At 68.6% G+C, this 12,913-nt stretch carries 14 protein-coding genes; 2 read left to right on the forward strand and 12 right to left on the reverse strand.

Annotation, left to right across the window (positions count from 1 at the left end; translation table 11 throughout):
* Position 1: 1 nt before the first annotated feature.
* From GNX95_RS09840 to GNX95_RS09870, 7 genes are all read right to left on the reverse strand, one after another.
* On the reverse strand, positions 2–958 hold the full coding sequence (locus GNX95_RS09840; protein WP_163506794.1) for an ABC transporter ATP-binding protein: 957 nt from the start codon (positions 956–958) through the stop codon (positions 2–4).
* The gene (locus tag GNX95_RS09845; RefSeq protein ID WP_163506795.1) at positions 955–1,755 is read right to left on the reverse strand and encodes an ABC transporter permease; all 801 of its coding nucleotides are present in this window, start codon (positions 1,753–1,755) and stop codon (positions 955–957) included. The genes GNX95_RS09840 and GNX95_RS09845 overlap by 4 nt, the downstream gene beginning before the upstream one ends.
* Positions 1,752–2,603 carry an ABC transporter permease gene (locus GNX95_RS09850; protein ID WP_222853488.1) on the reverse strand — a complete coding sequence of 284 codons (852 nt, stop codon included), beginning with the start codon at positions 2,601–2,603 and terminating at the stop codon, positions 1,752–1,754. The genes GNX95_RS09845 and GNX95_RS09850 overlap by 4 nt, the downstream gene beginning before the upstream one ends.
* A gap of 34 nt (positions 2,604–2,637) precedes the next feature.
* Complete coding sequence (locus GNX95_RS09855) at positions 2,638–3,993, reverse strand: cytochrome P450 (protein WP_163506796.1); 1,356 nt, start codon at positions 3,991–3,993, stop codon at positions 2,638–2,640.
* 151 nt (positions 3,994–4,144) lie between these two features.
* A complete protein-coding gene (locus tag GNX95_RS09860) occupies positions 4,145–4,351 on the reverse strand; it encodes a hypothetical protein (protein ID WP_163506797.1) in 207 nt (68 codons plus the stop codon).
* A 132-nt stretch (positions 4,352–4,483) separates the two neighbouring features.
* Positions 4,484–5,704, reverse strand: coding sequence for an MFS transporter (locus GNX95_RS09865; RefSeq protein ID WP_163506798.1), 1,221 nt, complete (start codon positions 5,702–5,704; stop codon positions 4,484–4,486).
* Positions 5,680–7,137: a lantibiotic dehydratase gene (locus tag GNX95_RS09870; RefSeq protein WP_163507960.1), complete on the reverse strand. Its 1,458-nt coding sequence runs from the start codon at positions 7,135–7,137 to the stop codon at positions 5,680–5,682. The genes GNX95_RS09865 and GNX95_RS09870 overlap by 25 nt, the downstream gene beginning before the upstream one ends.
* A 286-nt stretch (positions 7,138–7,423) precedes the next feature.
* On the opposite strand from GNX95_RS09870, the gene GNX95_RS09875 reads away from it, so the two are divergent.
* On the forward strand, positions 7,424–8,422 hold the full coding sequence (locus GNX95_RS09875; RefSeq protein WP_163506799.1) for an aldo/keto reductase family protein: 999 nt from the start codon (positions 7,424–7,426) through the stop codon (positions 8,420–8,422).
* A gap of 52 nt (positions 8,423–8,474) precedes the next feature.
* Here GNX95_RS09875 and GNX95_RS09880 read toward each other — a convergent pair whose 3' ends face one another.
* From GNX95_RS09880 to GNX95_RS09900, 5 genes are all read right to left on the reverse strand, one after another.
* Positions 8,475–9,224: an ABC transporter permease gene (locus tag GNX95_RS09880; RefSeq protein ID WP_163506800.1), complete on the reverse strand. Its 750-nt coding sequence runs from the start codon at positions 9,222–9,224 to the stop codon at positions 8,475–8,477.
* Position 9,225: 1 nt separating this feature from the next.
* Positions 9,226–9,936, reverse strand: coding sequence for a fluoroquinolone export ABC transporter permease subunit (locus tag GNX95_RS09885; protein WP_163506801.1), 711 nt, complete (start codon positions 9,934–9,936; stop codon positions 9,226–9,228).
* Positions 9,933–10,838: an ABC transporter ATP-binding protein gene (locus GNX95_RS09890; protein ID WP_163506802.1), complete on the reverse strand. Its 906-nt coding sequence runs from the start codon at positions 10,836–10,838 to the stop codon at positions 9,933–9,935. Before GNX95_RS09890 ends, GNX95_RS09885 begins: the two co-directional genes overlap by 4 nt.
* Positions 10,835–11,458 (reverse strand): TetR/AcrR family transcriptional regulator, encoded by a 624-nt coding sequence (locus GNX95_RS09895; RefSeq protein WP_163506803.1) that lies wholly within the window; start codon positions 11,456–11,458, stop codon positions 10,835–10,837. The genes GNX95_RS09890 and GNX95_RS09895 overlap by 4 nt, the downstream gene beginning before the upstream one ends.
* Positions 11,459–11,545: 87 nt before the next feature.
* Complete coding sequence (locus GNX95_RS09900; protein WP_163506804.1) at positions 11,546–11,743, reverse strand: hypothetical protein; 198 nt, start codon at positions 11,741–11,743, stop codon at positions 11,546–11,548.
* Positions 11,744–11,889: 146 nt separating this feature from the next.
* Between GNX95_RS09900 and GNX95_RS09905 the strand changes: the two genes are divergently transcribed.
* Positions 11,890–12,912, forward strand: coding sequence for a nicotinate-nucleotide--dimethylbenzimidazole phosphoribosyltransferase (locus GNX95_RS09905; protein WP_163506805.1), 1,023 nt, complete (start codon positions 11,890–11,892; stop codon positions 12,910–12,912).
* Position 12,913: the final 1 nt, after the last annotated feature.

The raw sequence follows: 12,913 nt of genomic DNA on the forward strand, positions 1-12,913 counted from the left end.
GTCAGCGCGTGTAGAGCCGGCGTACGACCTCGTCGATGTCCGGCTCGGCCACCTGCAGGTCGCGCAACGGCGCGGTCGCGGCGACCGCGCCGATCACCGCGGCCGCCGTGGTCTGCGACGGCGAGAACGACAGTGTCTGACGGCGACCGTCAGCCTCCACCAGGTCGACGGTCGCCGCCGGTATGTCCAGCCGCGGATGCGGACCGTCCAGCTCGACGATCACCCGCCGCCGCGACCCGTACGCGTCGTGCAGCTCCTCCAACGTGCCGTCGTGGATGACCCGGCCGTGGTCGATCACCACCAGCCGCCGGCACAGCCGCTCGATGTCGGCCAGGTCGTGCGTCGTGAGCACCACCGTGACGCGGCCGGTCGCGTGCAGCTCGGCGAGTGCGGAGCGTACGGCCTCCTTGCTGACCACGTCGAGGCCGATCGTCGGCTCGTCCAGGAACAGCACCTCCGGCTCGTGCAGCAGCGCTGCGGCCACCTCTGACCGCATCCGCTGGCCGAGCGAGAGCTGCCGCACCGGGGTGTCGAGGATCGGGCCGAGGTCGAGCAGCTCCACGTACGCGGCCAGCCGGCGCCGGTGGTCGGCCGCCGGCACGCGATAGATGTGCCGCAACAACGCGTACGACTCGCACAGCGGCAGGTCCCACCACAGCTGGCTGCGCTGTCCGAAGACGACACCGATCCGGTGCGCCAGCCGGAGCCGGTCCGGCACCGGTCGCAGGCCGCAGACCCGCAGCTCTCCCCCGCTCGGCATGAGCACACCGGTGAACATCTTGAGCGTGGTGGACTTGCCGGCGCCGTTGGGGCCGATGTAGCCGATCATGTCGCCGGCCTCGACGGTCAGGTCGATGCCGTCCACCGCGGCCACCTCGACCCGCGTACGCCGGACCCGGCCGGTTTTCTTCGCCACGCTGAAGGTCTTGCGCAGTCCGCGTGCCTCGATGGTGTTCATGACCCCGTCCCTCGGTAGTGCCGGATGCCGACGCGCCAGAATGCCGTCGCGGCCAGCGCCAGCACGGCCGCAGCGACCGGCGAGCAGTAGCCGAGCCAGGCCGGCAGGCCGAGCGGATCCGGCCGGTCCAGCAGCGCCAGCGCCGGGTAGTACGCGACGAACGCGAACGGCAGCACGAAGGCGAACAGCGTGCGGAAGACCGGTCCGTAGATGGTGATCGGATAGGTGATGAAGTCGCGTCCGCCGTAGGTGAAGGCGTCGCTGATCGGCCGCGAGTCGATGATCCAGAAGGTCAGCGTGCCGCCGGCGACGAAGATCGCCGAGACCGACACCATGCCGCTGACCAGCGTGACGAGCAGCAGCAGCACCTTCACCGGTGACCAGGCGATGTCGTTGAATGCCAGGGCGATGCCGAGCACGATCATCCCCTGCGCGACACCGCCGAAGACACGCACCTCCAGGGTGTTCACGAAGATCTGGCCGAGCGCCGACATCGGACGTACCAGCTGCGCGTCGATCCGGCCGCGACGCACCAGCTCGGCCATGTTGTCCATGCCACCGCCGACCAGGTCCCCCAGCCGGAAACAGGTCTGTGCCAGCGCGCTGATCAGCATCGCCGGCGCGAGCGTGAAGCCGCCAATCGACCGGGTGACACCGAAGAAGATCGCGACCGTGGAGATCTCCACCAGCGCCAGCGCCGCCTGTGACAGCAGGTCGATCACGAACGACCGCCGATAGCTGGCCTGCGCGCGGATCTGCGCGCCGACGAGCCGTAAATAGATCACCGCGGTGCTCATCCGCCCTGCACCACCAGCCGTCGTACGGCCCGGCGCTGCACCAGCCAGCAGATCGCCAGCAGCGCGACGACCCACGCCACCTGCAGGCCGATCATCCCCGCCGCCGGCCAGCCGACGTGGCGCTCCAGCGCGGTGTCCAGCGGCACCTGCATGATCGCCGGAAACGGCGTCAGCCACAGCACCGCGCGCGCCCACGCTGGAAAGAAGCCGATCGGCATGGTCAGGCCGCTGAACAGGCTGGAACACAGGACCCAGGCGGTCATCACACCGCGGATGTCCAGCAGCCAGAACGAGCTGAGGTTGACCAGATATCGCAGCGCGAAGGAGACCATCCCGCCGAGCACCGCGCTCACCAGGAAAGCCGGATAGGTGGCCCAGAGTCTCGGTGCGTACAAATGAAAGGTCAGCGCGCCGACGACGACTGGCACGAGCAGCCGCATCGCCAGCGCGTGACCGATCCGGCCGAGATCGGTGCACGCGTACGTCCACAGTGGATTCACCGGCCGCAGCAGGTCGGCGGCGACGTCACCGGTGCGTACGCGGTCGGAGAGCTCGCTCCAGCCCCACATCGCGACCACGCCGAACAGCCCCTGGCCGATCCAGATGAAGGCGACGAGCTGGTCGCCGCGGTAACCGGCGACCGTGCCGGCCGGACCGGCGACCGCGAGAATCAGATAGCACTTGAGGAAACCGAAAACCGTCACCGTGACGGCCGCGCCGACGGTCGCCTGGCGGTAGGTCGAATAGCGGCGAAAACCGGCCGCGGTGACGGCCGCGGCCATCCGCAGCCAGTCGGCGACCGGATTTCCCTGACGCCGGCGCACATCAGCCAGCATCGTCCCGGTCACTGGCCGCACTGTACCGGCCGGCTTGCCGCCCGAGCTACTGGTTAACCGGCTCCAGCGCGATCGGCAGTCCGTCGGTCGGATAGGGCAGCGCGACGTAATTCAGCGGCGCCTCGTACGCCGGATCGACCTGCCAGCGATATCGGCGCAGCAGCTCGTTCATCACCGCTTTCACCTGCATGCCGGCGAAATACAGGCCGATGCACTTGTGTACGCCGCCGCCGAACGGCAGCCAGGCATAGCGGTGCACCTTGTCCTCGCGGCGGTGCTCGGCGAACCGGTCGGGGTCGAAGCGCTCCGGGTCCGGCCAGTATTCCGGCATGTGCTGCGTGAAATGCAGGCCCATCGTCACGTCGGTGCCGGCCGGGATGAAATGGCCGAGCACCTCGGTGTCCTTGACCGCCTGGCGCGGCACCGACGGCACCGGCGCGACCAGCCGCAGCGACTCCTTCATCACCAGGTCCAGCGACGCGAGCTTGTCCAGATCGGCGTATGCGAGCTGGTCGTTGTCGAGCGCGAGGCATTCCTGCCGGCAGCGCTCCTGCCATTCCGGGTGCTGGCCGAGTTTCCAGACCATCGTGGTGAGCGTGATCGTCGTCGTGTCGTGTGCCGCCATCAGCAGGAAAATCATGTGGTTGATGACGTCGTCGTCGGTGAACCGGTGGCCGTCCTCGGACTCCGCGTGGCACAGCGCGGTGAACAGGTCGGCGCCGTCGACGGACCGCTTTTTCGGCAGGTATTCGCGGAGAAACTGCTCCAAGACGCGCCGGCCGACGATCCCCTTGCGCCATCGTCCGCCTGGCACCGGAAAGCGGATCAGTGACGTGCCGGCCTGGACGCAGCCGATGAACGCCCTGTTGATCTCCTCGGCGCGAGCGCCGAGTTTCTCCTCGCCCATGAAGATGCCGGCGGCCAGGTCCAGCGTCAGCCGTTTCACCGCCGGATAGAACTTCAGGTCGCCCCGGTCCGGCCACCGGCCGACGCCGGCGCGTACGGCCGGACTCATGTGGCTCAGATAACTCGCCAGCCGCTCGGTGGTGAAGGCCTGCTGCATGATCCGGCGGTGGTGCAGGTGCTCCTCGAAGTCCAGCAACATGATGCCGCGGTAGAAGAAGTTGTCCAGGAACCGCCCCCAGCCAAGGCCACTGGAAAACGCACGGTCGCGGTTGGCCAGCACCGCTCCGCAGGCGTCCGGGCCGAGCATCACCACGGTCGGCTTGCCGAACAGGTTGGCCCACGACACCGGGCCGTAGGTCTCATAGCGCTCGCGGTTGGCCGCGTGCGGATGCCGCAGCATCCGCAGGGTCTGGCCGACCAGCGGCGGCCCCGGCTCGCCGGGCACCGGCCGCAACTCGCTGTCGACGGGCGGAGTTGCCAGCATCTGAAGGGACATCAGTGCCTCCGTTCGGCCGGTGTGCCGCCGAGTTTTGACAACTGTGACGTAGTTGTCAATAGCTGACTGAGCGATCGTTCAGTGGCGGGTCGCCGCCGGACACGAGTGGAGCCGCGACCGTACGGCCGCGGCTCCTTGACGACAGTGCTGGCTAGCCGGCGCGACGCGAGCTGTACGACCGCGGCGCACCCTGGGTGTTCTGCGAGCCGCGTGCCTGGATGTGGCTCGGCACCTGGCTGTGGTTGACCTGTTTGCCCTTCTTCTGCGCACGCCGCTCCGCGCGGTTCATCGGCGGCGCCGGCTGGTCGGCGTCGTGCTCGGAAGTCGGCTCCGGCGTGGACTCAGGTTTCGATGACAAGATGTGCTCCTTCCGAACGAGGCAAGAGAAAAACGGCTGGTCAGCTCGACGGCAGCCGGCAGAGGCTCGTGAAACGGAAGATCAGATCATGGACGCAGCTTAACAGCACCGGCCAGCCGGGTGCATACGCCTTTATCCGGCGGCCGGCGACTGCCGGCCCCAGGCTTTCAGCGGCCGAGCGACCGCCGCGGCAAGGACAACCAGCAGAGCGCCGCCGGCGGCGTAGGCGGGCCGGACCCCGGCCACGCCAGTCAGCGCACCGAGGACCACCGCGCCAACCGGCATCGCACCCCACGACGCGAGCCGGTGCACACCGATGACCCGGCCGAGCAGCACGTCCGGCACCGTCGCCTGCCGCGCCGACATGCTCGGCACGTTCCACAGCATCAAGGCGGCACCTTGGACGAACGCCGCCACGGCGGCCAGCGGCAGACCGGTGGCAACCGCCGTCGCGAGGCCCGAGCCACCGAGCGCCGCGACCGCGGCCACCATGACCGCTCGCGCACCGATGCGTCCGACCAGCCGGCCGGCGACGGCGCCGGCAACGACACCGCCGATGCCGCCGCAGGCCAACAAAACACCGTATCCGAACGGTTCGACATGCAACTCGTCGACGGCGAGCAGGACGAGTACGGCGGTCTGGCCACCGAGCACCAGGTTGATCAGTGCGGCCGCGACGGTGAGCACCACCAGCAACCGGTCGCTGGCAAGAAAACGGAAGCCATCGGCGATGTCGACGAGAAGACGCCGACCGCGGCGCGACGGCGGCCGCCGCGGAATCGCGACAGTGCTCAGCAAAAGTGCGGACATCCCAAAACTGGCCGCGTCCACCAACAGCGGAATCGCACGACCGGCCGCGAACAGCGTTCCGCCGAGCGTACGGCCGAGCAGCTCGCGACCCAGGGTCTGCACGCCGAACTGCCATCCGTTGGCCGACTGCAGGAGGTCCTTGCCGACCATGCTCGGGACCAGCGCGTAGGAGGCGCACTGGAAGACAACGCCGCCGGTTCCGAGCACGAACGCCAGTGCCACCAACGACGCGAAACTCAACTGACCGGCGGCCAGCAGACCGGCCCCGACGGCCAGCGACGCGGACCGTACGAGATCCGCGCCAACCATCAGCCGGCGGCGGTCGAGCCGGTCCGCGTACGCGCCGGCCGGCAGTGCGAACAGCAGCCACGGCAGCTTGTTGGCGGCCGAGACGACGGCCACCTGGACCGGGTCGCGCAGGACCGCGAGCGCGAGCAGCGGCAGAGCGGCATCCCGTACGCCGTCACCGACCGCCGAGGCTCCGGCGGCCGCCAGCACGGTCCGATAGCCGCCGCCTCTCAGGTCACCGAGAACGCTGCGCACCGCAGCTCGCTGGTGAATCGCTGGCCGTCGACCTCCAGCCAGCGTTGGTCCGGATCCGGCAGCATCTCCGACAACTCGACCACGCCGGTGTCGCCTGCCAGCCGGAACACCTGCCGGACCAGCAACGGAGCGTCCCAGTCCAGATAGACCGGCTTGCGCTCGCCCGGCACCTTCGCGAACATCCGGCGCGGCAGGCCGAGCCGGTCGCGCAACTGGCAGGCCGCGTAGTAATCCGCGGCGGTGTCATTGGCGACCGGCTGGCCGTCCAACCGCCGGCCCCGAAACTCCGTCGCGGGTACGCGCCAGGTCTCGCGTTGCAGCACCACCCGTCCGCACCGGATCCGCGGCAGGTGCTCGACGTGGTCGACGTGCAGGATCGAGTCACCGAAATGGCGTGGAAAGGAGAAGACGGCGAGCGGATCGTGTCGGATGGTCGCGCCGCTGGCCAGTGGCGCCAGCAGCCGCAGTCGTCCTTCGACGCCGTGCGCTCGCAGCTCCAGGCCGCCGGCCGTGACCGTCACGGACAACCGCGCCGGCTGCAACACCTGCGACCGCGGCTTCGGCGAGCGACCGACCAGCTCCAGATGCCAGCCGGGATATTGCAGCTGCACCTCGGTTTTCATCGGATGGTCGCGGATCAGGTCGACCAGCAGCTCGTCCGGTGCGAGCAGCGACCGATACGCCGCGTGGATGGACGGCAGCAGGTCAGGCTGGTAGCGCTGCGCGATCGGCGCGAAGCAAGTGTGCGTGAGCAACTCGCGTACGGCGTGCAGGTCGCCGATCACCGCGGTGAACCTGCCGGCCGCGAGCGCCTCGCGGTCAGCGGCGGCGATCATCACGTCGGGATTGCACAGCGTCGGCGGACCTGACGGCTGGTCGGCCAGGATCTCGGCGACCCGGTCCGGCTCGACGACGACCTCGGCCGCGTCCAGCCGGTCGCCGACCAGGGCGTCCGTCAACGAGCGCTGGAGCGCCGCGACCTCGGCCTCCACCGGCGCGCATCGGTCGGCAATCGCCTCGCGGTCGGCGAAGAACGCGGCGTAGAACCGATCCAGCGGCACGGTCTCACCGATCCGGAAGCGCTGCCTGGCCCAGTCGGACAGGACCTCGCGCTCTCTGGCCAATCGCAGCCGCGGCACCGCGAGCGCGACCTGGTAGACGATCCCCAGCTCGCCGGCAAGGAACTCGGCCACGTTGCCGCCGATGCGCACGTCCCGCAGGCCGCTGTGCATGTCCTCGTAGAAGATCGCGCGGTCCGCGTAGTGCCGTCCGGCTCCACGGCTGGCCGCGACGCCGGTCAGCTTCTGGAAACGTTCCTTGGAACGGCGGAAAATCTCGGCACGATCGTCCACAGTGGACCGTACGAACGACTCGAGGTCGCTCTCGAACTCGGCGACCTCGGCTGCCGCAGCGACCGCCGCCGGCGTACCGATGTCGGCGCGATCTCGACGCTCTGCCGCGGCACGTGCGCACGAAGCGCCGCCAAATCAACGTCAGCGAGCGATGCTCGGTATGAGAGGCGGCCGGTGTCCACCAAACCTCCACATGTAGCGCTAAACATTCGCCGTAACGCTACAAAAGGACGGTTCGTTGTCAAGGTCTCGAAACGGTTCAATCGCGTACACCGAACCGAGGATACAACGTTGTACAACACCGATCGGAAATTTCGTCCTACCTTCTGCGGTGGCGGTCCGTTGGCCGGCGGGTAGGTTTCAGGTCATGGAATTCCGACACCTCGGCCGGTCCGGCCTGCTGATCAGCGAAATCTCGTACGGTAACTGGCTCACCCACGGCTCCCAGGTGGAGCAGGACGCCGCGGTCGCCTGTGTGCACGCCGCTCTTGACGCCGGCATCACCACTTTCGACACCGCCGACGTATATGCCGGCACCAAGGCAGAGACGGTGCTCGGCGAGGCGCTCAACGGCGTGCGGCGCGAGTCGTACGAGCTGTTCACCAAGGTCTACTGGCCGACCGGTCCCGGCAAGAACGACCGCGGCCTGTCCCGTAAGCACATCATGGAGTCCATCGACGCGTCGCTGCGCCGGCTGCAGACCGACCACGTCGACCTCTACCAGGCGCACCGCTACGACTACGCGACGCCGCTGGAAGAGACGATGACCGCCTTCGCCGACATCGTGCACTCCGGCCGCGCGCACTACATCGGCGTGTCCGAGTGGACCGCCGGCCAGATCCGGCGCGGCCACGAGCTGGCCACCGAGCTGAAGATCCCGTTCGTGTCCAGCCAGCCGCAGTACTCGATGCTGTGGCGGGTCATCGAGGCCGAGGTCGTGCCGACCAGCCGCGACCTGGGCATCAGCCAGATCGTCTTCTCACCGATCGCGCAGGGCGTACTGACCGGCAAGTACAAGCCGGGTGAGCAGCCGCCGGCCGGATCGCGTGCCACCGACGACAAGGGCGGCGCCACCATGATCTCGCGGTGGCTGCGCGACGACGTACTCACCGCCGTACAGAAACTGCGGCCGCTGGCCGCCGACGCCGGCCTGTCGCTGGCGCAGCTGGCCGTCGCCTGGGTCCTGCAGAACGAAAACGTCGCGTCCGCGATCATCGGCGCCAGCCGGCCGGAGCAGGTGCACGACAACGTCAAGGCGGCCGGCGTGAAGCTCGACGACGACCTGCTGAAGGCGATCGACGAGGCGCTCGGCGACGCGGTCGAGCGCGACCCCTCGATCAACGCCTCCCCCACCTCGCGGCCCTGAGGGGCGCATGGCCACCATGCTTGCGTCCAACGCAAGCATGGTGGCCATGCGGTCAGCCGGCCGTACGCGCGAAGCGGCGATAGAGCGGCACGATCAGCGCGATGTGGTACGCCACGCCGATCAACAGGTACGGCCACCAGGTTTCGCCGCGCGCTGCTGCCCAGAACATCGCGCTCGGCCAGTACGTCGGCAACACCCCGAAGGCAAACTGCCAGCCGTTGTGAATGAAGAACGGCAGGCACGGCAGACCGACGACCAGGATGCCGACGCCACGCATCACGGCCAGTCCTTCGACCTTGTTGTGCGCGACCGACACCATCAGGAGCGCCACGACCACAGCCGACAGGCCGGCCAGCAGGCCGTGCAGCACGGTCACCGGCAGGAGCCTCGCCGGCAGCAGCGCCGGCACCGCGAAACCGGAAATCACCATCGACACGACGATGTAGAGCGTGGTGACCAGGACGATCGTCGTCGCGCGATAACCGACAAACGCACGCATCGGCACCGGCACGACGCGCAGCGCGGTGAGCGTGCCGGCGTCACGCTCGTCGAGGATCAGCAGCGCGGCCAACGCCGCCACGATCATCGCGCAGCCGAGCGTCAGGAACGACGTCATGATCAGCGGGTAATACGGCACGAGGTCGAAGCCGAACCGGTCGGCCAGATATCCGGTCACCGGTCCGGTGGGGATCGCCACCAGGCCGGCGTAGCAGAACGGCGAGAAAACCACGAACGCCAACAGCGGATCGCGGCGTACGCCTTTGAGGTCGTTGCTGCCGAAGGCCGCGTACGCGCCGGCCATCTCAGGCACCTCCGGTCTTGTCGGTCACGAACTTCCGAAACGCGCGCGGAGCGAGCCAGCACAGCGCGGCGATCCACAGCAGCGGATAGCCGATCGCGTACGCCAGCTGCCACGCCGGCAGCTCGACCAGCCCAAAAGCTTTGGCCAGCAAGAAAATCGGTCCGTCCGTGGGGATCAGGAAAAACAGCGGACTGTCGGACAGGCCGGTGACGTGAAACCACGGCTGCGCGACGATCGCGAGTGGCAGCATCGCCGGCAGGAACCAGTCGGTGACCGACGCGAACGGCAGCGCGGTGAGAAATCCGACCAGCAGCATCAGGATCGCCGACAGGCCGGTGCCCAGCACCACCAGCGGCAGGTTGACATCCAAGCCGTGCGTCGCCGTCACCACGAACACGGTCAGCACAACGGAAAGACCGGTCAGCGTGACGATTTTCGCGGCGAGATATTCGGCGAACCGCAGCGGACTGGCAATCACCGCCGACAGCGTCCGCTCCGCTTTCTCGAAGAAAACCGCGCCGGCGATGAAGAAGTACGCGACGATGACCAGGTCACCCATGATCGCCGGCGGCTCGGCCGCGACGCGCAGGCCGGCCGGGATCGGCAGCAGCAAAGCCAACCACGCGACCGCCGAGAACGCCGCCGCGTAGAGAAACCGATAGCGCAGCTGCAGGCGCAGATCCAGCCGCAGCGCAGCGGAAAACCGCCTCATCGCAGGCTCCGGCCGGTCGTCTCGGTGAACACCTCGTCCAGCGACGCTTCCTTGCTGTGGATGGTTTCCACGCGGTGACGGCGTACGACGTCAGCGAAATCGGCGTTGTCGGCCAGGCCGTCGAGCGGAAACTCGCGCTGCGTCACCGCTCCACCGGAATCGCGGAACTCGACGCGTACGCGCCGCTGGCTGCGCTGCACCTTGAGCTCGCGCGGCGAGTCCATCGCCACGATCCGGCCGTCGACCACGAACGCCACCCGGTCACACAACGCGTCCGCGGTCGCCATGTCGTGCGTGGTCAGGAAAATCGTCTTTCCCTCCGCCTGCTTGCGCAGGATGATCTCGCGTATCCGGCGCGCGTTGGTCGGATCCAGGCCGGAGGTCGGCTCGTCGAGGAACAGCAGGTCGGGGTCGTGCAGCAGCGCGCGTACGAACACCAGCCGCATGGCCATTCCCTTGGAAAACCTGCCGACCCGGGTGTCCGCGGCGTCCGCCAGGCCGACCAGGTCCAGCAACGCCATCGGATCTGTGGTCGGCCGGTCGTACAGGGAAGCGAAGAACCGCAGGTTTTCCAGCGCGGTCAGCTTCTGGTAGTGGTTGGGCAGCTCGAAGGACACGCCGACCCGCTGGTAGTAGTCGGCTCCCCAGGCCGCCGGATCCTTTCCCCACACCGAAACATCGCCGCCGTGACCGGTCAGCAGGCCGGTCAGGATCTTCTGGGTCGTCGACTTGCCGGCGCCGCTCGGGCCGAGAAATCCGAAGATCTCTCCTTTTCCGATGGTGAAATCCATCCCGCGTACGGCCGGCTCGGCCGCCTTCGGATAGCGGAACGTCAGCCCCCGCACCGAAATCACGGTGTCCGTCCGTACGCGTTCGGTGACGCTCAACCGCGCCGTCGTCATGTCCTCTCGCCTCTCCAGCCGGTCCTCGTGAGACCGATCGCGATGGTGTCGATCGTCTGGCCGACGATCGCGTCGTAATGCCGTGGATCGAGCTGATGGCGGTGGCTCGGCAGGAACAACGCGGCCTGCATGGCGCCGAGCAGCACCTCCGGGTCACCGTCGACGAGCTGGCCGTTTTCCTGTGCCCCCTTGATGAAGTCGGTAAGCGGCAGCATCGAGAGCTCGGCCATCCTGGCCGACTCGGCCGGGCTCAGCCGGCGGGCGACCGCGGCCAGCTCCTCCGGATGCGTGATCAGCCGGTGGTAGAGCGGGTCGTTTTCCAGGATGTCGACGGCATGGCGCAGAAACCGGCGGATCTTCTCGGTCGCGCACACGTCCGCGTCGAGGATCCGCCGGAGTTTTTCCTGCCGCTGCGGCGCTTCGCGCAGCATCAGGTCGAGATAAAGCGACTCTTTGGACTCGTAGAAGGCATAGAAGCTGCTTTTGGCGATGCCGGCCGGCTTGACCAACTCGTCCAACGAGGTCTTGCGCAGCCCCTGTGTGGTGAACAGCCGCCGGCCGGCGGTCCGCAGCGCCTCGGTGATGGCGGCTCGCTCCGCCTGACCGAACCTGGCCGGCAACCGACCCACCTCCGCCTCTGTGAACAGATTGGTTTTTTGTTCACAGACGACCGTACGCCTGCCTCGTCACGGCGGCAAGCGAGATCGCTACTCAGCCGTGAGCGGCATGGTGTATTCGGCCTTGTCGTCGTTGAGCAAGGTGACCTGCGTGGCGCCGGCTTCGGCCAGCGACTGCCAGTTGAGGCCGAGCCAGGTCTCCGCGTCGGACTGGCTGCTGAAGGTCCCCGCGTCCGGCCCGTCCACGACCGTGCCGTCCGCCGCCTCGTACCGCCAGGTCCAGTTCATCGACCCTCCAACTCGCGCCATGCCGTCTCGGCAACCCTAGCTAAGAGGTCGCGCAGATAGCGGAGCAGGCGATAGCCGAGCCCAGGCGCCGCCTGGATCTCGACTCTCACCCATTCCCCTTCCTGCGCGACCTCTAAGCTGCCGTTGTGACGGCTGAGCAGCTTGAGGACAACCCGTTCGACGGTCTGGCGATCGACCTGCCGGACCTGGCGGCTTTCCAGGCACTGCACGGCGGATCGTCCACCGTCGACCGGCCGTACGGTGACCTGGCGGCCGGATTGCGCTGGGTCGCGACCGTACGCGGCGGCCGGCGGTCGCCCTTCGAGCGGATCCAGGCCGTGGTGCTGGCCGCCGACCACGGCATCGCCGCGCACCGGGTGTCGGTGTACGAGCCCGCCGTCTCGACCGAGCGTACGAAGGCGGCGCTGTCCGGCGCCTCGCCGCTCAACCTGCTGGCCGAGAAGGCCGGCGCGCGGCTGGCCATCCTCGATGTCGGTCTGGACGCCGAGCCGCTCGGTGAGCCGTCGGCGAAGCGGATCCGGCGCGGCAGCGGCGTACTCGGGGCCGAGGACGCGCTGACCGCCGACGAGGTGGCCGCCGCGATCGGGCTCGGCCGGTCGCTGGCCGACACCTACGTGGACGAAGGCGCCGACCTGATCGTGCCGTGTGTCGTCGGCGTCGGCTCGTCGACCCCGGCCGCCACGCTGGTCGCGGCAGTGCTCGGCGACGAGCCGGCGGCGATGACCGGCCGCGGCAGCGGGATCGACGACAACGCGTGGATGCGCAAGTGCGCGGCGATCCGCGACGGGCTGCGGCGCGCGCGTTCCCGGCCGGCCGACCCGGCGGGCATGCTCGCGGCCGCCGGTGGCGTCGACATCGCCGTGACGACCGGCCTGGTGCTGCAGGCGGCGCATCGGCGTACGCCGGTGCTGCTGGACGGTCTCACCGTGCTCGCCGCCGCGCTGGTGGCCTCCGAGGTGTCCTACGCCGGCACCGACTGGTGGTGGGCTCCGCAGGCCGGCGACGATCCGGCGGAGACGAAGGCCACCGACGCGCTGCACCTGACCGACCCGGCCGGCCACCTGAAACTGCGGCTCGGCGACGGCGCTGGCGCGCTGGCCGTCGTACCACTCCTGCAGTCGCTGCTCACCCTCGCCGCTCGCACCTGAC

Source organism: Fodinicola acaciae, from assembly GCF_010993745.1.
GTDB classification, from domain to species: domain Bacteria; phylum Actinomycetota; class Actinomycetes; order Mycobacteriales; family HKI-0501; genus Fodinicola; species Fodinicola acaciae.